A 19,212-nucleotide genomic window follows, 5' to 3' on the forward strand; every position below is an offset into this window, starting at 1 on the left:
CCTATAAAGAAGTGATATATCCTTCTGAAGCTAAAAACCTTGAAGTGTATATTAAACACATATAAACCTAGACCACTTATTCGTCTAGGTTTTATGTTTTGCCTATTAAAATTATTCCTTCCAAATATGTTTTACTTACCTTCGTATTTATTCAATGTCCACAAGTAAGATAAACTAAAAAGTCTGCGGATAACCAAACATCCCTCATCATATTTAGTTAGAAAATTATCCTCTAAATCAGTTGTCCCTTAGGTATAGCTTTGGAGAATAAAATGGTGGTAACTGATGATATTATGGTTATTTACTTAACAAAATTAAGAGTAAATTGGGCATACGTTTAAAAGGTGTTGTACGTACTATATAATTTGTAAAAACATCAAATTTGGGATTGCAAGGGTTATCTCTATTCTGTAAGTAATAAATAGTTCATTCGTCACTAGGTATCTCTTCAAACTTTGCCAATCAAGGTTTCACATAAATTACATTATCTCAGGTATATCAATCTCTTTGCCTGGAGACTTACTAATTAGAACCTTTAAGAGTTCTCTTATTCATAATTAGTAGTAGCAATAAAATCAAAAGCACCAGTTGAACTAATTTCATTGTTATATTCAAAATTATATATTAAAATTACTGCATTATATGATTTCTTTAGGTTTATACTTTTCTGGATTTTTGGGATGACAATTTCTTCATACGAACACCCATCTAATAATGCTGATATATCACTACTACTATTCTTATAGACTGCTTTTTCTATTGTATCCTCATCAGTTTCATCCATATCAATATTAAAATCGATAAAGAATTGGGAAGGGACAGACTCGCCATCCTCATCATACGTTAAATCAACATACTCTCCTATTGGGTCCTCATCGTTAATATTCCCTAACCAAATTGAAACCCATCCTTGTTTTTCCATTATAGTACCCTCCTACTTTAATCTTAGACCTTGTGGTAAAGACGAAACTCCACCCTCTAATCTATAATTAGCCCAATTATTAAGCCGTCTAACAAATGTATTATAGTCGCTAGAAGTATCTATTATTGCTAACAATTCATTATGTGCTTTAGTTGAGCCTAATCCTCCGTGAACACCCTTTGGATTGACAAATTTGACATCGGATATAGCTGTTCTTAAGTCTTTAATCTCTTCAGCACCAATATTCCAACACTTAAATTGCGGAGCTCTTGAAACTAAGTGCCATTCATGTAAACCTCCAGGTTCTCTAAGCTGACGTTCAATTTTCTTTCTAATCTTTTTATCTTTCCAAAGTTCGTCTAGTTCATTACTTGTAAGGGAATTGAAGAATTTATTAAAATTCCCATTCTTTGCAGTTGGTATATCATCAACAGTTAATTTGTTTATATCTTTAGCATTATCTATACCCTTACCAGCATCCTTAATCTTAACACCTTTTAGCACATCATGACCCTTATCTAAGACTTTTATGGGTTTAATGAAAGTGAACGCTGCAGCTGTTATTCTTTCATTTGTAGTGGAACCGGGACCAATCATAGTAGCTATATCGCCTAGAAGGAAATCAGTTGCCGCTATGGCATATGGGGCTAGGCCATCCGGAGTTCCTGAACCGTTACCACCAAGTACCTTCCTTTTCCCTTCAAATGTTAAAGCATAGTCCCCAGTATTTGAATCCATTATTGAATCATCGCTTCGATTGCTTTTAATATTCTGTTTGGCCAGCCCTGCATAGATTGCTTCCATTTCCTTTTCGAGCTTCCGGGCTTCGGCCTCTTGTTTCTTAAACTCCCGGTAGCCTTTCATGTTCTCGGCCACTTCATCCTTCACTTGATAGGCTGCACTCACTTGAAAGGCGCTTTGGTTGAAGTTCATCGGGGAAATGGTACCGTCCTGACTGGTGGCTTCAATGAGAGCCTGCACAAGTCCAATGGCCACTTTTTCCTGGTCCTCGCTCACTTCATATTCCTCGACCAGTTTACTGTCTACATCCTTCACTTTCTTGATGGTCGTATTCTTTTCTTTTTCGGCTTTTTCCATTTTCTCATGGAAATCTTCTTGTTTGAACACCGTAAGTGGAAGGATATCATCAATGTTTTGAAAAATCTTCTGGAGATCGGTGGACTGCTGGTTCACCATCGATTTGGCATTGGAAAGACCATGGGTCACTTCCCCCTCTAAAAAGGGCACCTCGACCACGGTTTCACCGGATAGGTCCGCTTCTTCCAATATGGCCGGAATGCCTTTTAGGAAACTGATTTGCGTGGTGAATAATTCGATCCAGGCATTCGCCACGGTGACCTGTGCCCGATAAAAGTTCTTGATGGCCGTCGCCCCGGCTCCGGCCAATTCTTCATCAAGGTCGACGATTCCCTGGATTTCCTTTTTAAGCGTTTCGACCTGCCCCTTGAGGTCCTCATATTGCTTGGCCCGTGACTTGACGGCCGACTTCAAAGGCTTAGCTTCGAATATCGTCATAATGGCTGATACCCCTGTGCAGTATGGGTGATGGCTTCATCCTGCTCTTTCAGTAAATCCACGTTGGCCCGGGTGTCTTCCAGATTCTTTTTGACGATCGTCAGGTATTGATTGAAGGTCTTTTCCAGATTGGTTTCCCTTTCCTCCCAATTCGATGTAAAGCTCAGATCGTTATTGCCGAGCTGATCGGCCGGCAGTGCCCCATTGCCGTCCCATCCACGGCCATTTTCACCTGGCCCACTTGCTTTGTCACGGCGGAATGATTCAGTTTAATTGTCGTCATTTACAACACCAACTTCTTTAAATCGGATATTTCTACATGTATCCTTCTGTTCTAATCGGGTATTCTTCCCATTTATACTATCCATTTCACTAAAGAAAAACGTAGAGTGAACATCACTCCGTCCTTGTACGTATCCCAAAAGAATCACCTCATAAATAATTTCTCGAATAAACAAATGTCATATTTTACATATTTTTCATTATAAGGATTAAAGTCCGAGAGATAAATAGGGATAAATACGCTACTTTAGTAGTTTTATAGGAATTTCATCACAACAATCTCGATATAGGATTAAGTCTTTTCACCTCCTTTTTTTTAAATAAATCAAAAAAAGGATGCAATCTGCATCCTCTTGGCTTTCATTTTTATCTAATATCCTGTTTGAAGTGTAAATGAGGCATTCTTTGTTTCTTACCTTTTTTATGTTTCGGTTTCGGTTTTTTCTCTTGCACTTTTGCTTGGTCATAGACCGCTGTCCCCGCAATACGTGCTACATCTTGAAGCTTTTCTTTTGAGATTTTATCAATCGTATCATCTGGGGAATGATACCAAGGCTCTGATGGATTGTGGATGAACAAGGCAGCAGGGATACCTGCTTCAGAGAAGGATACATGGTCACTTCGACCTCCCTCTCCATAAGGGGTAGCTACACCGTTCAGTCTCTTGCTAGAAGCCTGTGCAAGATCCGTTACTAGATTCGGTTCACCATCATTCGTCAAGAGGATCAAGTCCCCCGCATCCCTACTACCGACCATATCCAAGTTGAAGTTCGCAATGCTTCTATTGATTTCATCTTCTGATAGATTGTCCACATAATCCTGCGAACCTAGCAATCCATTTTCCTCTGCTCCAAAGGTGATGAAGCGAATTTCCGTGTCTGTAGGCAGGTCCTTCAGAACACGGGCAAGCTCAAGCGTGACAGAAGTTCCTGATGCATCATCATTTGCACCTGGTGCCCCAGCTACTGAATCATGATGTCCGGTTACATATATGATGTCACTCTTCTTCGCCTTTATATTCTTGGTTGCTTTTTTCGTTGCCACTACATTATAGGACGTTTTTTCTCCCGAAGAAGCACCCTCGATTTTCAAGGAGGCCTTCACCTTTTCTCCATTTTCCAATTTTGCTACGACTGCTTCACCTGCCGTTTTCGTAATTGTGACAGACGGTGCATATTGGTCATTGACTCCTCCGAGTGTCCCGTTTAAATCTCCCTCTGCATTATTGTAAATGATGACTCCCACAGCCCCTTTTTGAGCTGCATTCACTACTTTCTCAGCAAAAGAAAGGCTTCCTCGTTGTATGAGAGCAATCTTTCCGGCAACATTGGCTTGTTCAAGCTCCTCCAACGTTCCTAATCCAGCGTATACCACATCACCTGAAACGTCCCCATTTACTGAATAGGTTAAATGTTTTGGTTGAACTTCCCCATCATATCCGTCGAAAGCCAGTTCCACCTTGTCAGGATCTGTGTAGGATAAGAATTGAAACTCTTCAATATCCGCTTTGTAGCCATATGACTTAAACTGCTTTTTGATGAACTGGACCGCTTTATACTCCGATTCTGTCCCAGCCACGCGAGGTGTTTGCGAGAGGTATTCAATATTCTTGTAGATTTTGTCGACATTGATTCTCTTAACAATTTGCTTATCTGTGGAGGGGGCTTTTTCACTCGGAGATGAATGAGCAGGTGCCGCCAATGCAGTGGTACTACTAACGCCTCCCAACGCTAACGTAGTAGCTAATGTAAGAGATAGAAATGGTTTTTTCATAGATTTCCTCCTAATTTCAATAGATTCTTATAATCCATTGTAAATTATTCAGAATATTTAAAATAGGTATATTCATCCTAATTATCCCATTTCCCCGCTAGTCTATAATACCTTTTATAAGCGTTTACGCTGGGATACGATTTATTTTTTGTCATCCTATATAAAAATTCTTTCGAACATACAGGAATTTAGCTTTTTTTCTGGAAAGTAGTACAAAGAGAATACGACTTTAATCAGGGAAGAAGGGGCGAGGATGTCCATTACTAAATTCGTGATGCCTGAAGTGATTTTTGGAAAAGGTTCGATAGAGCAAGCGGGAGAGGCATGCCTACGTTTAGGGGCCAAAAAGGTGCTGATTGTAAGTGACCCTGGTGTAGCCAATGCCGGCTGGCTGGATATCGTCATAAAATCCTGTCAAGATGCAGGACTTGCCTACGCTTCCTTTATCGATGCAACGACAAATCCTAAAGACCGTGAAATAGAAGCCGGCTGTTTGACGTTTCATAATCATGAGTGTGATGCCATCATAGGGGTTGGCGGAGGAAGTGCGCTGGATGTCGCCAAAGGGGTCGCTTTATTGGCATCAAACGGCGGAGTCACCAGTGATTATGAAGGGGTCGATAAAGTCCATTCGCCTCTTCCACCCATGGTGATGATCATGACCACGGCTGGATCCGGCTCGGAAGTCTCCCAATTTTCGGTGATTGTCGATTCGTTCCGCGAGAAGAAAATGACGATCATCTCAAAGTCGCTCGTACCCGATATTGCCATCATCGATCCGGCTACGTTGACAACTTTGGATCCAGACTTGACTGCGGCAACGGGTATGGACGTTTTGACTCACGCCATTGAAGCCTATGTTTCTATCGCAGCAACACCACTTACTGATGTTCAAGCACAGAACGCCCTCTCCATCGTCTCCCGTTACCTACGCCCTTCTGTTGCATCTAAAAATAATGAAGAAGCAAAAGAGGCGATGGCCATGGCTAGCCTGCAAGCCGGACTTGCCTTTTCCAACGCCATTTTAGGAGCCGCCCATGCGATTTCCCATGCCATCGGCGGAAAGTACCTGCTTCCACATGGGGAAATCAATGCAATCCTTCTCCCCCATGTCATGGATTTCAACCGAATTGCTTCCCCTAGGCGATTCAGCCATATTGCGGAAATCATGGGAATCGACACACGGACCTTAACAGAGCAACAATCAGGCGCCGCCGCTGTTGCCTTCGTTCGGGAGTTATCCCAAGATATAGGCGTGCCTCTAAGTTTAGGGGATGTCGGCATTACTACGGATATGATTGAACTAATAGGCATGACCGCTATTGATGATGCCTGCATGATTACAAATCCTCGTGATATGTCCATAGAACAGATTAAACAATTGCTCCTTACAGCCCTATAGGAGGTGCAACCATGAACAAAAATGAAATGATAGATTTAATGACCGGTGTACGGTCTTCGAAAAAAACATACTACACTGAACTAAAGAAGACCGTCGATGAGTTAAAAAAGAAGAATCTACAACTTGAAATCATGAATGATATTACCAAGAACATGAACGGAGACTTGGATATTCATCTTATTCTTCGAAATGTAGTCGATAAACTAAAACGACTGGTCTCATTTGATGACTGTCATTTCATTATTTTATATGAAGAAGATCCGACTCTACTCCATATATGCCCTAATGAACCATGCGAGCTTAACATTGAATCCAAAGACCAATTACATTCGATAAAGGAGCCGATCCTGATAAACGTCGAGATGCTCCCTACTTATCCAGAAAAAGAACAACTTCTGTCCCTTCAGATAGAAACGCTCCTCTTGATTCCTGTGTACGGAAAAAATGAAGAAATCGGGATTTTAACCTTCGGCAGGAAGAATAACACAGCATGGCTCAAAGAGGAGTTAGATTTTCTAAAGCAACTATCCAATCAGCTAGCGCTTACTTTCGAAAATGCTCTGCTCTATATGGAAGTACTTCATTCTAAGCAGGAATGGGAGGATACCTTTAAGGCGGTAGAAGATATGATTGTCGTCTTTGACCGGGAGGGTGGGGTCTACAAATCCAATGATGCAGCCAAGGATTTTTTTGAATTAGAACCTTTGAAAAAGGCCTCTCAAGCTCTCGTTCAAGAAACCTTCTCACTTGATAAGCCAGGGTTTCAGGAACTCCTTCTTCAGCAAGGAGCCATAATGGAAATGCACGCCTATCCCATTCAAAACAAGGAACAGCAAGTATACGGGGTTATCGCTTATTATAAAAATGTTACCGAAAGAAGAAAAATGGAAGCTCAATTACTTCATGCCGACAAGCTAGGGGCCATCGGTGAAATGGCAGCGGGAATAGCCCATGAATTGAATAGTCCATTAACCGCCATCATTGGTAACTCTCAGCTTTTATTGAGAAGCACACTTCCGGAACACCATGATTACAACCTGCTAACCGATATCCAAAATTGCGGCGACCGATGCAGGCAAATCGTAAAAAGTCTGCTTACCTTTTCACGGCAGGATGAATACAAGTTCCACTATTATTCTATGAACGAAGCCATCCACCAAGTTTTGAACTTGCTGAAGTTCCAACTCGAGAAGAAACAAATATTCATTCACCTTTCCCTACAGGAAGACCTGCCGTACATCAAGGGCAGCCAACAGCAGATTGAACAGATTATCATCAACTTGTTATTGAATGCCAAGGATGCCTTGAGTGATCTTGATGAATCAGCCCCAAAAACAATCACCATCCAGACCTTTTTAGAAGAGGAATATATGATCGTCCAGGTGGCTGATAATGGGACAGGAATTGAAGCCGAGCGCCTCCCTCTTATTTTCCACCCTTTTCATACGACAAAAGACCGCGACAAGGGGACTGGACTGGGGTTGTCTGTTAGTCTTGGCATCGCGAAAGATCATGGCGGCAAAATTGACGTATGGAGTACGCCAGGCCAAGGAAGTATATTTTCACTGAAGATCCCCCTACCGACAGAAGATGAGAGGAGTGAATAACATGATTCATTTACTTGTAGTGGACGATGAAAAAGAGGTGGGTACCTTTTTATCCCGGCTTTTTACGATGAAAGGATACAACGTACACGTCATACATAGTGGAAAGGACTTTTATGCAATCGATTTTAATCAGGAGCATTATGATGCTGCGATGATTGATTTGAAGCTTCCTGATTGTGACGGCCTTTCCCTTTTACAACATCTCAAACAAAAACAACCTCGTTGCAAGGCACTCATCATGACTGGTTACAGCACAGTCAAGACCGCCGTCCGCGCTATGAAACTTGGCGCAAGTGATTATATGGAAAAACCCTTTGCCGATATTGAGGTATTAGAAAAGCAGATTGAAAACCTCCTGAATGAAAACACGGATGTGAATCAGCATTTCTTTCAGAAACTGGCCAGGGACTCCGGTCTCATCGTCGGTGAAAGTGTCATAATGAAAGAACTGACAGAAATGGCGTTCAAAGTCGCTCAAAAATCGGTTAATGTCTTAATAGAAGGGGAAACGGGAACGGGTAAAGAGGTGCTCTCCCGCTTCATTCACTCAGCAAGCCCGCGTAACCACGAGCCCTTTATCGCGATTAATTGTGGAGCCATTTCAGAATCCCTGCTTGAAAGTGAATTATTCGGCCATGAAAAAGGCGCATTCACCGGTGCAACCCAACAACGAAAAGGCTTTTTTGAAATAGCCGGAAATGGAACCCTTTTCCTTGATGAAATTGCTGATGCCAGTCCAGCCATCCAAGTCAAGCTTCTGCGGGTCCTGGAAACTAGGGAATTTATGCGGGTCGGAAGCAGTGGGACATTACGGACCAACGCACGATTGGTAGCTGCCACTAATGAAAATCTTCAGCAAGCAGTAGAAAACAATAAATTTCGGGAGGATCTATTTTACCGCCTGAATGTTGTCACTCTTGAAATACCAGCATTACGTCATAGAAAAGAGGATATCCCTCTACTTGTCGAGCATCTGGTCGAAAGGAATGGTCAGGCAGATGTATCCTTTTCACAAGAGGCTATCGAAAAATTACAGCTATACGACTGGCCCGGAAATATACGTGAGCTATCTAATACCGTGATGAGAACCTTAACCCTCGCAGATCATGGACAGGATATCACTGCGGACGATATCGTTCTCCCTACCCATCAGGTCATTTCATCCAAGAAACAAGCTACAATGGATCTTCACTCTCCTGAAAACCCTCTCGAAGAATGGCGGAAGAAACTTGTAGCCGATTTTAATGAAAAAGATGAGCTGACGCTTGAAAACATACTCTTGGAAATCAAACAGTTCGAATCTACCATCGAAAAAGAGCTCGTCCTGCAAACCCTTCAAAAAACGTTTGGAAACCGGAATGAAGCCGCCAAGCGCCTACAGATTTCAATGAGGAAATTACGTTATATACTAAATGAAAAAAAACATACCTGACTCTTATATGAACAAGGGTGCCCCCATTAATAGGATACCCTTTCATTTTTTTCTATTCCATTGTTAAAACGATACGACCGTTAATTTCACCCTTTTCCATCATTTTAAACACATCATTGATTTCATCAAGCTGTCTTGTTTCAATATTCGTCCGTACTTTTCCATCTGCCGCAAATTGAAGAGATTCTTGTAAATCTTTTCTTGTACCAACGATTGAACCTCGCACCGTTACCCCATTTAATACCGTATCAAAAATAGGGATAGGAAGTTCATCATTCGGCAATCCGACCACGACGAGTGTTCCGCCTCTTTTGACTGAACTGTAAGCCTGTTCAAATGCTTTTTTCGTTACGGCAACAGAAATAGCTGCTTGTACGCCACCAACTTTATCCTTAATTGCTTGAACGGGGTCGCTCTTCAACCCATTCACTGTATAATCCGCTCCTAGTTCTTTTGCCAGCTCAAGCTTATCATCTTGAATATCGACGGCAATGACATTGAATCCCATCGCCTTCGCATATTGAAGCGCAACATGCCCAAGTCCGCCAATACCATAGATTGCGACCCAGTCCCCTGGTTTTGCTTCTGAAACCTTAAGCGCTTTATACGTCGTCACACCTGCACAGAAAATTGGGGAGACCTCGGCAAAATCTAGCCCTTCCGGAACCTTGACAACATATTTTGCCGGTGCCTTACAATATTCCGCATATCCTCCGTCCACCGAATATCCTGCATTGAGTTGATCCAAGCAGAGCGTTTCACGACCCGTCAAACAGTATTCACAGTCGCCACATGCCGAATAAAGCCATGGAATTCCTACTCGGTCACCGACTTTCAATGTTGTGACGCCCTCTGCTACCTTCTCGATAATCCCTACTCCTTCATGTCCAGGAATAAGCGGGAGCTTTGGCTTCACCGGCCAGTCGCCATGTGCTGCATGTAAATCCGTGTGACATACGCCACATGCCTTAATTTTAACTAAAATCTCACCATACTCTAAATCCGGAATCGGTACATCCTTAATTTCAAGCTCTTGTTTAAATTCATTGACGACCGCTGCCTTCATTGTTTTAACATCCTTCAATGTTTTCGATTCCACCGTACTTGTCCCCTGATTTACATTCATGATTCTATTCCTCCCTTAGGTCCGTGTTTTTCTCACTTCCACTTATTTATAATGCAAGTGCCATGCCAAACAGAAAAGTCCAATCAAGTTAGGTTCAAACGTAAACCCTAGCCGAAAATTCGGCCCATTATGACAGAAATCCGGCTCAATGATGACGAAAACCAGTTCGTATATTGCTGGAGAAATGGTTCACCCTATAAAGAGGAGGTGTACAATGGACACATTTGAAGAAGCCTATGAATCCTACAAACAACAAGGAACGCCACAAGCGAACCAACAAGGTGGGAACGATAAAGAAGAAATTGTCGCCGTACGGAAGAATGAGGAAGATAATATCATCGCCATCAAGACAAATACCGGACGGGAACTGGACTATCCCACCGCTCTTTCAGAAGCCAAGGCCGGAGCACTCGCCAACGTAGATGTCTTTCATAAATATGGTCGGGACATTTTACGAAGTGAGCCTGATGGCATTAAAGAAAATAATCTGGATGAACTGCCTGAATTTTAAAGACCGAGAAAAGCTGCCTTCCATTCAGGCAGCTTTTTTCCGCAACAAAAAAAGAACCGCATACTAACAGGTTCTCCTAACGACTTCCTCAAGGTTTTCCGGGATATTGAAAATGGAGCAACCAGCACTCTCCCTTTCTGTTCACTCCTTCTATCTGTTTACCATTCATAATGATAGGACTCAGAGATTTCCAGCAAGCGGCCACAGATTTCGACCACTTCTATGATTTCAATCCAAGACATATCCATCCCAAGTTCATTAGCATGTGAAATCTTATCCCGTAACTTCCTGATGGCATTGGCATCTTTCTTCCCTTTACTTTTGGATGGGATTTGAAAAAATGTTCTCAACTCTTTATCTTTATGAATAATGTCGAATTTATCGCTAATTTGTAGACATTCAATTAAATTAATCTCCTCATTTTTCTCCATTCTCCTTTCATATAATTCACTTGCCTTATGTAGACGATCCTCACTAATCATCGGATACCAGCTTTCACCCCCGAATCGATGCATGATAATATCACTAAGTCTCATTTCCAATAAAGTGATATAGCCAAAAATCAGCATCCTGATTGGTGGTTTTTGGAGGTCGGCATGCGTGATTAACTTTTTGATTGAATTATTCTCTAACACGAATACCCTCGTTTTCTTCTTAAAAATGCCTAACAATTGGATCAAGGGCGTTGAATCCGATACAAGTTCCCTTGGGGAAAAGAGCTTCATATAATCCGAAATGTTCCCTTCGCCAAGTTCATGTCTATCGATATAACCAACGATTTCCCCCTGGTCTTTCACGGCCAATGTATCAAAGTGTTTTTCCTCCATTACATTTTTGATATCAATGGCCGATTCATCTTTTCCACAAAACTCAAACTCTTGGGCTATGCTTCTGACCGTGATATTTTCCTCATATAGATTTTTAAGACTGTGATAACTACTATTATTGTTTTTGTACTCTACATTGGACATCCATGACCCTCCATCATTAGCATTCTATCCTCATTCATTAGAACCTAATAACTCCCCACTATCAGAAATAAGTCCACATGAAGTGGACTTTATTCCTTCATTCAAATGATATGTTTCTGCATATCTTCATTCACTTCTTGTTCCCAGTCCTTGCAAACATCTACCCAGTCCTTTGCTTTTGAGAATTGAAATAAATCCCCGAGTGAAAGTTCAATGGCTGAGTTCGCGCTCCCGCAAGCCGGGAAAACTGTCTCAAACCGTTTCATCGAAACATCCAAGTAAACATCCAGTTCATTTGCCAATCCAAATGGGCAGACACCCCCGATTGCATGTCCGGTCTGTTCAAGAACTTCTTCTGGAGATAACATCCTTGCCTTGAACCCAAACATTTTCCGGAACTTCTTATTATCGACTTTCGCATCTCCAGCGGCCACGACCAAAATTGCTTGGTCTCCTTCTCCCCTAAATGACAACGTTTTGGCAATGCGCGCGGGTATAACCCCGATTGTCTCCGCAGCTTGGTTTACTGTGGCACTAGATGTTTTGAATTCCATCACATCATGTTCCCTGTTCCATTGTTTAAAGTGGGCCCTAACACTCTCGATTGACATTTACTTTCATCCCTTTCCTTTAACTCTTTTTATGAATCGTACCATTCTTCACTATAGTAAAGCAAAATCTCTTTCCTTTATTCTAAATATTCAATATTTCGCATAAAATCTTGAAATTGACGAAAGAGGCCAAAATACGATACTATTAAACTTCGGGCAAAAGCCTAACGTGGTTCGTAACCATCCCACGATAAAAAACTAGGGAGAGAAAAATATGAATATTCGTACGCTCGCGATAAATGGTCTATTGGCTGCCATCTATATCGCTGTCTCATTCGTGCTTCAGCCGATTATGTTTGGGGTGCTTCAATTCCGCATTCCCGAAATGTTGAATCATCTTATTGTATTTAATAAGAAATATATATCCGGCATAGTCGTCGGTGTGTTCATATCGAACCTTTTCTTTTCACAGTTAGGGGCATATGACTTGATTTTTGGGGTCGGGCAATCTCTGATAGCCTTATTGCTTGTCATCTTTTCTTCCCGTTTCATAACGGGCATTAAGGGTCGAATGGCCATGACCATCATCATATTCACGGTTACGATGTTCCTAATAGCCATAGAATTGAATCTAGTCTTAGGATTGCCATTCTTAATAAGTTGGGCAACAACAGCAGCCGGGGAATTCCTCGTCCTACTGATCGGGGCACCCATCATTTATATGATGAATAAAAGAATTCAATTTGGAAAGTTGCTTTGAACTCACTGTGCATAAAGTAAAAGAACATTCTATATTCAAAGAGCTGTCTGCTACATGCAGCGGCTCTTTTTTTCAACCATACTCAAAAAAATTGATAAATGGTGGTGACTTTTTGCAGAAAAAAATACTGATGTTACTCGTCCTTCTGATTGTAGTAACATTCATCGGGCTAAATTCAGAATTATTCACGATGATTTGGAATAGCGACTTGGAATCCGTGATAGCCATATTGACAGAAAATCTCCTTCTTACCTTTGTAGTGACGTTCGTTTTGATGATCATTCAGAACTCCTTTACTGTCATCCCCCTGATTTTACTTTTAACAATTAATGTAACGATCTTTGGCTTTGCATTCGGGTATCTATGGAGTTGGTTAACAAGCGTGGTCGCGTCAGGAACCATTTTCTATGCTGCCAGGCACTGGTTCCAGTCATTGATTTTAAGAAAGATGGGTACCGACTCGCAGGATTCCGTCAAGGATCATGGGTTTATGTATGTCTTTACCGGTAGAATTTTCCCTTTCATACCGACAAGTTTAATAAACCTTGCAGCTGGAGTTAGTTCCGTCACCTTCAAAGATTTCTTAATGGCAACAGCATTAGGCAATCTCATCTACTTCTTCTTTCTCTCTTTAATTCCATATGGACTTCTTTCCGTAGAGATGAATCAATATACATTGATTGTACTCGGTTTCCTGCTCTTAACCTTTTTCCTTATCTACAAGCGCTTCAAGAAAAAAAAGAACCTATCACTCTTTAAGAAAAACAGGTAACCTTGCTGCCTGTTTTTTTGTGTGGAATCGTATATTTTCAGCCAATAGTTTGTTAAAATGTGTATGTATTTCAGCTTTGAAATGTCGGAGAATTCAGGGAGACCCATATGCCGAGACGTATCATATTAGTAATCTACATTCTTTCTGGAATGACCACATTACTTGTTTTCAATTACTATTTAATGAATTCCTTGAATACTAAAGAGGCGTTCCTTCAACTCCAGCGAGCAGAAGGGTTCATCTTTGTCCTATTAATCGGTTTGATTTTATTTCTCTACTTATCTAAAAGAGAAGAGTTCAAACAACTAAAAGAAGAAGAACAACTTCGAAGTACCCTTATTAACTCAATGGTAGACTTTGTGAATTTTAAGGATGGAGAAGGTAGATGGCTAGAATCGAATACGTTTGGACTTCAGTTATTCCAATTGGAGAATGTGGACTATAAAGGAAAAAAAGATAGCGAGCTTGCCGAGTACTCCCAATTCTACAGAGATTCATTGATTTACTGTGAAGATTCCGATCAAGAAACATGGGCAATGAAGAAGATTACGCGTTGTGAGGAGAATATTCCACTGCCAAACGGTCATTTTAAGACCTTCGATACCATCAAAGTCCCATTATTTCATGAAGATGGTTCACGAAAAGGGTTAGTAGTCATAGGTAGGGATATTTCAGAAAGAATTGCCGCGGAAAGTCAATTGCTTGCTAGTGAACAGCGTTATAAGTCTTTGTTTGATCACAACCCTTCCCCCATGTTAATGCTTGATTTGAAAGGAACCATCACAAACGTCAATCCAAGATTTGAAACCGTCACTGGATTCCGTAAAGGTGAAGTTCAAGGGGACCCTTTTATTGATTTGGATTTTTCCGCAGAAGCTAAAGAGCTCATCCAATCATCCTGTCAATATGTCGTGGAAAATCAGAAGGGGATTAAAAAAGGAAAAGATATAGCGCTTGTTACCAAATACGGGAATTCCATTTTACTTTCTTGTACTTTTGTTCCCATGTTAGTGGGCAAAGAATTAGCCGGTATCATTACGTATGCAAAAGACGTAACACAAATTCGTGAAACAGAAAGACGCTTACGAAAATCCGAGAAACTTTCGATCATCGGTGAACTTGCAGCAAGTGTTGCTCATGAAGTGCGCAACCCTTTAACGTCCTTAAAAGGGTTCGTTCAACTCCTGAAAAAAAACGACCAACCCCATGATCAATATTACACCATCATGCTTAGCGAATTAGACCGAATCAACTTAATCGTTAGCGAATTGCTTGTCCTAGCAAAGCCTCAGGAAATCATGTTCAGTCAAAATCAGATCGTAGAATTGATCGATGAAGTCAGATCCTTGCTTCTTGTAGAAGCCGATTCTTCTTCCGCTCAAATTTCTATCGAGGTAAAAAACGATATACCGCTTATTTTATGCGAAGCAAACCAGCTGAAACAAGTATTCATCAACATGGTCAAAAATGCTCTGGAAGCAACAGCATCCCATATTTCGATAGAAATTGAGCATATTAACCATTCCATTTCCGTTACAATCAAGGATAATGGCTGTGGAATCGAGAAAGATCGCATGAAACATCTCGGGGAGCCCTTTTTTTCATCTAAAGAAAAAGGGACTGGGCTTGGACTGACCGTAAGTTGCCGAATTATCGAAGCGCACCAAGGAAAAGTACACTTTAGTAGCAAACTAAACCATGGTACCGAAGTTAAAATTGAATTGCCGATATATAAATAGGATAAGTACTTGTTTACTTGTCCTATTTTGTTGTGTTCGGGATATAAGTAAACGTCCCCATACACACGATTGAACCGGCCAAAATCACCTTCTCGCCTTTTTTATCTTTTTCAACGTACTCCCCCCTACATTTCCTGTAATATGGTAAGGTCAGAGTACCATGGTAAGCTTAATTATTTCTTAATGATGCATAATAGGAAATAGAATAATTAGCTTATAGATCAAGAAAATGTAGAGAGATTCTCTTCATTTTTTCACTGTTATTTCACATTTTCATTTTATACTAGTTCATAGAAGTACTAAGAAAGGTTGCTGGCACAACAAAATGAAGAATTACATATGGCTGTTCGTCAGTCTACTTGCCTTGTTTATCTTACCGGTAACGGCCTTTGGCCATGCATCCATTTTGAGCTCGAATCCTAGCCCAAATGAGAGCTTGGATACTATACCTGAAAAGATCAGCATTCAATTCAGTGAAACTATACAATCTTCCTTTCACTCACTTGCCATGTACAGCAAAGAGGGGAAGGAGATCCCACTTCAAGATATCCAAGTTTCAGGGGATACTCTTGAAGCTACATGGTCAAGCTCTTTCGATGAAGGGGTTTATATCATTAAATGGAGAGTGGTTTCTAGTGATGGTCACCCCATCAAAGGTACAATTCCCTTTCAATATGGGGAATCCAACATCCCATCCGATCAACTGATCGGCGAAGAACATGCAGGCTTTCCAAGTACAACACAAATAGTCCTGCAAAGCCTTCAATATCTTTGTTTTGCCGCTCTTACTGGTGCACTCTTTTTTTATTTATCATTGGTGAAACGCCCTACTCCTGATCAAATCAGCAATAGGGCCCGACGCTATATCTGGCTATCTTATACCGGACTGGCGATTTCCATTCTATTGAGTCTACCTTTAAAAGTTACGATTGACGCTGATGTAGGTTGGTGGCATGCTTTCAATGGCATCTACCTAAAAGAAGTATTACAGTCCACCCAATTCAGAAATATTTGGATGATAGAAATAGTGTTGCTAATTGCCTTACTTGTGGCAATTTTGGCTATATGGAGAAATTACTTCAACAAGGTTTCTCTCCTAACATCCTTTATCCTTATATCTGCCTTGATGGTTTGCAAGGCCTTAATCGGACATACCATGGATACAACTCATCAATACCTGGCTGTATCTATGGATTTTCTCCATGTAATGTCCATGGCATTATGGCTAGGCGGTTTATTGGCTATACTGATAATTCTTCCAAAGTCCTATAATCCGAAGCTGACTGATGTTGATAAAAAAACGTTTTATTGGTCAATCATACAGAAGTTTTCCTCATGGGCCGTTCTTTTTGTGATTGTCCTGATCGTCAGCGGACTTTACAGTAGTTTTCAACATGTCCCAACTCTTCATTCATTGCTAAATACGACATATGGACAATTATTACTCGGGAAAATCGGACTTATGTCCATCATGTTAGGGTTTGGGGCATTTCATTTACTCCGTGGGAAAAGAAAAACGAAGAAGCTGGGCCTCAGTACTGGAATAGAATTCAGCCTGGGAATCATCATTCTCCTTATTGCTGCTCTTTTAACAAATGTTCAGACAGCCAAGTCTTCTCCAGGTCCTGTAGAGAAAACGGAAATGACTGAAAATAATGATCAAGTAACTTTATCGGTGACCCCCAATGAAATCGGTGAGAACCTCATTCAAGTGGAATTAATAAATAATGAGGGCATCCCTTATACAGATATCGAACAGCTTACAGTGGTCATGGAGCCTTTAGATGAAGACACAGGGGAAGTAAAATTGCACCTTCAGGAAGAAGAAAAGGGTATATTCAAAACCAAGTCGCTTATAACCATGTCAGGAAAATGGAAGATTCAAGTTCATGGTTTAACGAAGGAACTCCACTCTATTGATGCGGATTTTGTAATATTAGTAGGAAACTCATAATGAGAAGGGAAGAAATAAACATGAAAAATGGTACAAAGCTAATTATCGGTGCATTGGCATCTCTATTCCTCTTTGCTGGATCTGCAAATGCCCATGTCACGGTCAACCCAAGCTCTTCAGCACCTGAAGCTTGGGAAACCTATACACTGAAAGTTCCGGTTGAAAAAGAATCATCTACCACGAAGGTTGCCTTAAAGGTTCCTGAAGGCATCACCTTTTCAAGTTACCAACCAGTCCCCGATTGGAAAGTGACAACGGAAAAGGATAAAAAAGGACATGTAAAAACAGTAACCTGGGAAGCGACTGGTGATGGCATTGCTGCAGGCCAGTTCCAACAATTCACGTTCGTTGCCCAAAATCCAAAGGATGAGGCCGATATCGCTTGGGATGCATTTCAATATTATGCCGATGGGGAGATTGTCGAATGGAGTGGAGAGGAAGGTTCTGACCTACCACACTCCATAACAGAAATTACGGCAGCTTCCAAGAGCAATGAAGATTCATCAGTCCATGAACATGCCGAAGAAGGTGATCACTCTCATTCCGATTCCGTAGACAAATCGAAGGAGTCCACAGACAAAGAAGAGAATAACGATCAAACACTGATCATCATACTTGGCCTTTTGTCTTTGATCATCTCGATTATTGCCCTTACGATAGCCGCACGTAAAAATAAGAAGTAATCATTTAAGAAGATGCCCCAAAATCACTTGGGGCATCTTTTACTTATTATTCTACAACCATGGTCTTGCTTGCCTCAATGGTTCTTCTCATTTCATTCTGTGCACTATGCGTGACCATCGATAAATTCAACATTCCATTTCCTTGTGCCTTCTTGCTTATCCCCAAATCTTCCGTATTTTTTACCAGTTGGGCATATAGTTCCGCCTCTGTTAATTTACGACCGAATTCTTTTTCTGAGATGATTTTCAAGAGGGCTGCAGCTCCGCTCACATGTGGTGTAGCCATTGATGTCCCACTGAGCTTAGCATACTTGCTTCCTGGATATGTGGAGAGAATATCGACACCCGGTGCCACTAAGTCAATTTCATCATTCGTATTCGAAAAATCTGCCAAGTTCCGGCTTAAGTCCACTGCCCCCACTTCCACCACTTCTGAATAAGCTCCTGGATAATCTAACTCATCCGTATCATGGCGGCCATCTCCACCGTTCCCTGCTGCACAAACGACAAGAATATCATTCTGTATCGCTTTTTGTATGAGCTGATGTTCCTTATCATCCGGGGGCCCTCCCAGTGAAAGTGAAATGACAGAGACCTTTTCACCCTGCGGCCCTTTCCAATTGATTGCATACTCCAATGCCCCATTGATCCAGTTGATATCTCCCTGGCCCTTTCCATTTAAAGCCTTCAAAGCTAGAATACTCGCTTTCGGTGCCACACCTACTACACCTACATCATTCAGGGTCGCTAAAATCGTACCACTGACATGGGTTCCATGCCCATTATCATCATGGTAATCCCCGGTTTCAGTAAAATCCCTTCCGTCAATGATTCTCTCTTTTAAATCGGGATGTTCCTTATCTATACCAGTGTCAATGACCGCAATGACCACACCTTCACCATAATTGCCTTGTTCCCATATTTCCGGTGCCTTTATAAGCTCCACACCTTCAGGAACTTTCTCATTGGCCTTTTCCATTATTTCTAACACTTTGTAAGGAATTAATCTTTTTTCTTTCGACATTTGATTACCCCTTCCTTCGTCAATAATTTGACTATCCTCGGCGAGGGAGACCTATCCCATCTGGTTGTCGTTAACCATTAAAGAGATAAAAAAGAATCTCTTCAACTTATATATACCAGATTTTCGAAAATAAAAAATAGTTTTACATAAAATTCCAACTATTTAAC

17 protein-coding genes and 1 riboswitch are annotated in these 19,212 nt (G+C 41.2%); of the genes, 9 read left to right on the forward strand and 8 right to left on the reverse strand.

Features of this window, described 5'->3' with window-relative positions; translation table 11 throughout:
• Positions 1 to 547 precede the first annotated feature (547 nt).
• The 4 genes from ACQKL0_RS17880 to ACQKL0_RS17895 all read right to left on the reverse strand — a co-directional run bounded on the left by ACQKL0_RS17880 (position 548) and on the right by ACQKL0_RS17895 (position 4,513).
• Entirely contained in the window at positions 548 to 922 is a 375-nt protein-coding gene (locus tag ACQKL0_RS17880) for an immunity 22 family protein (RefSeq protein WP_402958541.1), read from the reverse strand.
• A 12-nt stretch (positions 923 to 934) separates the two neighbouring features.
• Positions 935 to 2,458, reverse strand: coding sequence for a T7SS effector LXG polymorphic toxin (locus ACQKL0_RS17885; RefSeq protein WP_427688919.1), 1,524 nt, complete (start codon positions 2,456 to 2,458; stop codon positions 935 to 937).
• Positions 2,455 to 2,655, reverse strand: coding sequence for a DUF5344 family protein (locus ACQKL0_RS17890; RefSeq protein WP_427688993.1), 201 nt, complete (start codon positions 2,653 to 2,655; stop codon positions 2,455 to 2,457). The genes ACQKL0_RS17885 and ACQKL0_RS17890 overlap by 4 nt, the downstream gene beginning before the upstream one ends.
• Before the next feature lie 451 nt (positions 2,656 to 3,106).
• Positions 3,107 to 4,513: a M28 family peptidase gene (locus ACQKL0_RS17895; RefSeq protein WP_427688921.1), complete on the reverse strand. Its 1,407-nt coding sequence runs from the start codon at positions 4,511 to 4,513 to the stop codon at positions 3,107 to 3,109.
• 253 nt (positions 4,514 to 4,766) lie between these two features.
• Here ACQKL0_RS17895 and ACQKL0_RS17900 point away from each other — a divergent pair, with 253 nt between their 5' ends.
• Genes ACQKL0_RS17900 through ACQKL0_RS17910 form a run of 3 tightly spaced genes read left to right on the forward strand, consistent with a single transcriptional unit; the run spans position 4,767 to position 8,954 of the window.
• On the forward strand, positions 4,767 to 5,915 hold the full coding sequence (locus tag ACQKL0_RS17900) for an iron-containing alcohol dehydrogenase (RefSeq protein ID WP_427688923.1): 1,149 nt from the start codon (positions 4,767 to 4,769) through the stop codon (positions 5,913 to 5,915).
• Positions 5,916 to 5,926: 11 nt separating this feature from the next.
• Entirely contained in the window at positions 5,927 to 7,522 is a 1,596-nt protein-coding gene (locus ACQKL0_RS17905) for an ATP-binding protein (protein ID WP_427688925.1), read from the forward strand.
• 1 nt (position 7,523) lies between these two features.
• The gene (locus ACQKL0_RS17910; protein ID WP_427688927.1) at positions 7,524 to 8,954 is read left to right on the forward strand and encodes a sigma-54-dependent transcriptional regulator; all 1,431 of its coding nucleotides are present in this window, start codon (positions 7,524 to 7,526) and stop codon (positions 8,952 to 8,954) included.
• 52 nt (positions 8,955 to 9,006) lie between these two features.
• On the opposite strand, the gene adhP is transcribed toward ACQKL0_RS17910, so the two are convergent.
• Positions 9,007 to 10,020, reverse strand: coding sequence for an alcohol dehydrogenase AdhP (adhP, locus tag ACQKL0_RS17915; protein WP_402872317.1), 1,014 nt, complete (start codon positions 10,018 to 10,020; stop codon positions 9,007 to 9,009).
• A gap of 274 nt (positions 10,021 to 10,294) precedes the next feature.
• Between adhP and ACQKL0_RS17920 the strand changes: the two genes are divergently transcribed.
• Positions 10,295 to 10,591, forward strand: a complete 297-nt coding sequence (locus ACQKL0_RS17920; RefSeq protein WP_402872134.1) for a DUF3892 domain-containing protein — start codon at positions 10,295 to 10,297, stop codon at positions 10,589 to 10,591.
• 158 nt (positions 10,592 to 10,749) lie between these two features.
• On the opposite strand, the gene ACQKL0_RS17925 is transcribed toward ACQKL0_RS17920, so the two are convergent.
• Positions 10,750 to 11,562: a hypothetical protein gene (locus ACQKL0_RS17925; RefSeq protein WP_402989301.1), complete on the reverse strand. Its 813-nt coding sequence runs from the start codon at positions 11,560 to 11,562 to the stop codon at positions 10,750 to 10,752.
• A gap of 101 nt (positions 11,563 to 11,663) precedes the next feature.
• Complete coding sequence (locus ACQKL0_RS17930) at positions 11,664 to 12,173, reverse strand: YbaK/EbsC family protein (RefSeq protein ID WP_402958553.1); 510 nt, start codon at positions 12,171 to 12,173, stop codon at positions 11,664 to 11,666.
• 163 nt (positions 12,174 to 12,336) lie between these two features.
• Positions 12,337 to 12,381: riboswitch (PreQ1 riboswitch) on the forward strand.
• A gap of 6 nt (positions 12,382 to 12,387) precedes the next feature.
• Here ACQKL0_RS17930 and ACQKL0_RS17935 point away from each other — a divergent pair.
• The 5 genes from ACQKL0_RS17935 (at position 12,388) to ACQKL0_RS17955 (ending at position 18,021) form a co-directional block, all read left to right on the forward strand.
• Positions 12,388 to 12,873: a QueT transporter family protein gene (locus ACQKL0_RS17935; protein WP_402872143.1), complete on the forward strand. Its 486-nt coding sequence runs from the start codon at positions 12,388 to 12,390 to the stop codon at positions 12,871 to 12,873.
• 112 nt (positions 12,874 to 12,985) lie between these two features.
• Positions 12,986 to 13,645, forward strand: coding sequence for a TVP38/TMEM64 family protein (locus tag ACQKL0_RS17940; protein WP_427688929.1), 660 nt, complete (start codon positions 12,986 to 12,988; stop codon positions 13,643 to 13,645).
• A gap of 107 nt (positions 13,646 to 13,752) precedes the next feature.
• The gene (locus ACQKL0_RS17945) at positions 13,753 to 15,384 is read left to right on the forward strand and encodes an ATP-binding protein (protein WP_427688931.1); all 1,632 of its coding nucleotides are present in this window, start codon (positions 13,753 to 13,755) and stop codon (positions 15,382 to 15,384) included.
• A gap of 325 nt (positions 15,385 to 15,709) precedes the next feature.
• Positions 15,710 to 17,338 (forward strand): copper resistance protein CopC, encoded by a 1,629-nt coding sequence (locus ACQKL0_RS17950; protein WP_427688933.1) that lies wholly within the window; start codon positions 15,710 to 15,712, stop codon positions 17,336 to 17,338.
• A gap of 20 nt (positions 17,339 to 17,358) precedes the next feature.
• Positions 17,359 to 18,021 (forward strand): YcnI family protein, encoded by a 663-nt coding sequence (locus ACQKL0_RS17955; protein ID WP_402872155.1) that lies wholly within the window; start codon positions 17,359 to 17,361, stop codon positions 18,019 to 18,021.
• Between the two features lie 46 nt (positions 18,022 to 18,067).
• Here ACQKL0_RS17955 and ACQKL0_RS17960 read toward each other — a convergent pair whose 3' ends face one another.
• Positions 18,068 to 19,045 carry a S8 family peptidase gene (locus ACQKL0_RS17960; protein WP_427688935.1) on the reverse strand — a complete coding sequence of 326 codons (978 nt, stop codon included), beginning with the start codon at positions 19,043 to 19,045 and terminating at the stop codon, positions 18,068 to 18,070.
• Between the last annotated feature and the right edge of the window lie 167 nt (positions 19,046 to 19,212).

It is taken from the genome of Peribacillus sp. NPDC097264 (assembly GCF_050277925.1).
GTDB lineage: Bacteria > Bacillota > Bacilli > Bacillales > DSM-1321 > Peribacillus.

Coding starts and splice junctions, on each gene's coding strand:
- ACQKL0_RS17880 (WP_402958541.1), bottom strand. CDS start 922: ATGGAAAAACAAGGATGGGTTTCAATTTGGTTAGGGAATATTAACGAT.
- ACQKL0_RS17885 (WP_427688919.1), bottom strand. CDS start 2,458: ATGACGATATTCGAAGCTAAGCCTTTGAAGTCGGCCGTCAAGTCACGG.
- ACQKL0_RS17895 (WP_427688921.1), bottom strand. CDS start 4,513: ATGAAAAAACCATTTCTATCTCTTACATTAGCTACTACGTTAGCGTTG.
- ACQKL0_RS17900 (WP_427688923.1), top strand. CDS start 4,767: ATGTCCATTACTAAATTCGTGATGCCTGAAGTGATTTTTGGAAAAGGT.
- ACQKL0_RS17905 (WP_427688925.1), top strand. CDS start 5,927: ATGAACAAAAATGAAATGATAGATTTAATGACCGGTGTACGGTCTTCG.
- ACQKL0_RS17910 (WP_427688927.1), top strand. CDS start 7,524: ATGATTCATTTACTTGTAGTGGACGATGAAAAAGAGGTGGGTACCTTT.
- adhP (WP_402872317.1), bottom strand. CDS start 10,020: ATGAAGGCAGCGGTCGTCAATGAATTTAAACAAGAGCTTGAAATTAAG.
- ACQKL0_RS17920 (WP_402872134.1), top strand. CDS start 10,295: ATGGACACATTTGAAGAAGCCTATGAATCCTACAAACAACAAGGAACG.
- ACQKL0_RS17925 (WP_402989301.1), bottom strand. CDS start 11,562: ATGTCCAATGTAGAGTACAAAAACAATAATAGTAGTTATCACAGTCTT.
- ACQKL0_RS17930 (WP_402958553.1), bottom strand. CDS start 12,173: ATGTCAATCGAGAGTGTTAGGGCCCACTTTAAACAATGGAACAGGGAA.
- ACQKL0_RS17935 (WP_402872143.1), top strand. CDS start 12,388: ATGAATATTCGTACGCTCGCGATAAATGGTCTATTGGCTGCCATCTAT.
- ACQKL0_RS17945 (WP_427688931.1), top strand. CDS start 13,753: ATGCCGAGACGTATCATATTAGTAATCTACATTCTTTCTGGAATGACC.
- ACQKL0_RS17950 (WP_427688933.1), top strand. CDS start 15,710: ATGAAGAATTACATATGGCTGTTCGTCAGTCTACTTGCCTTGTTTATC.
- ACQKL0_RS17955 (WP_402872155.1), top strand. CDS start 17,359: ATGAAAAATGGTACAAAGCTAATTATCGGTGCATTGGCATCTCTATTC.
- ACQKL0_RS17960 (WP_427688935.1), bottom strand. CDS start 19,045: ATGTCGAAAGAAAAAAGATTAATTCCTTACAAAGTGTTAGAAATAATG.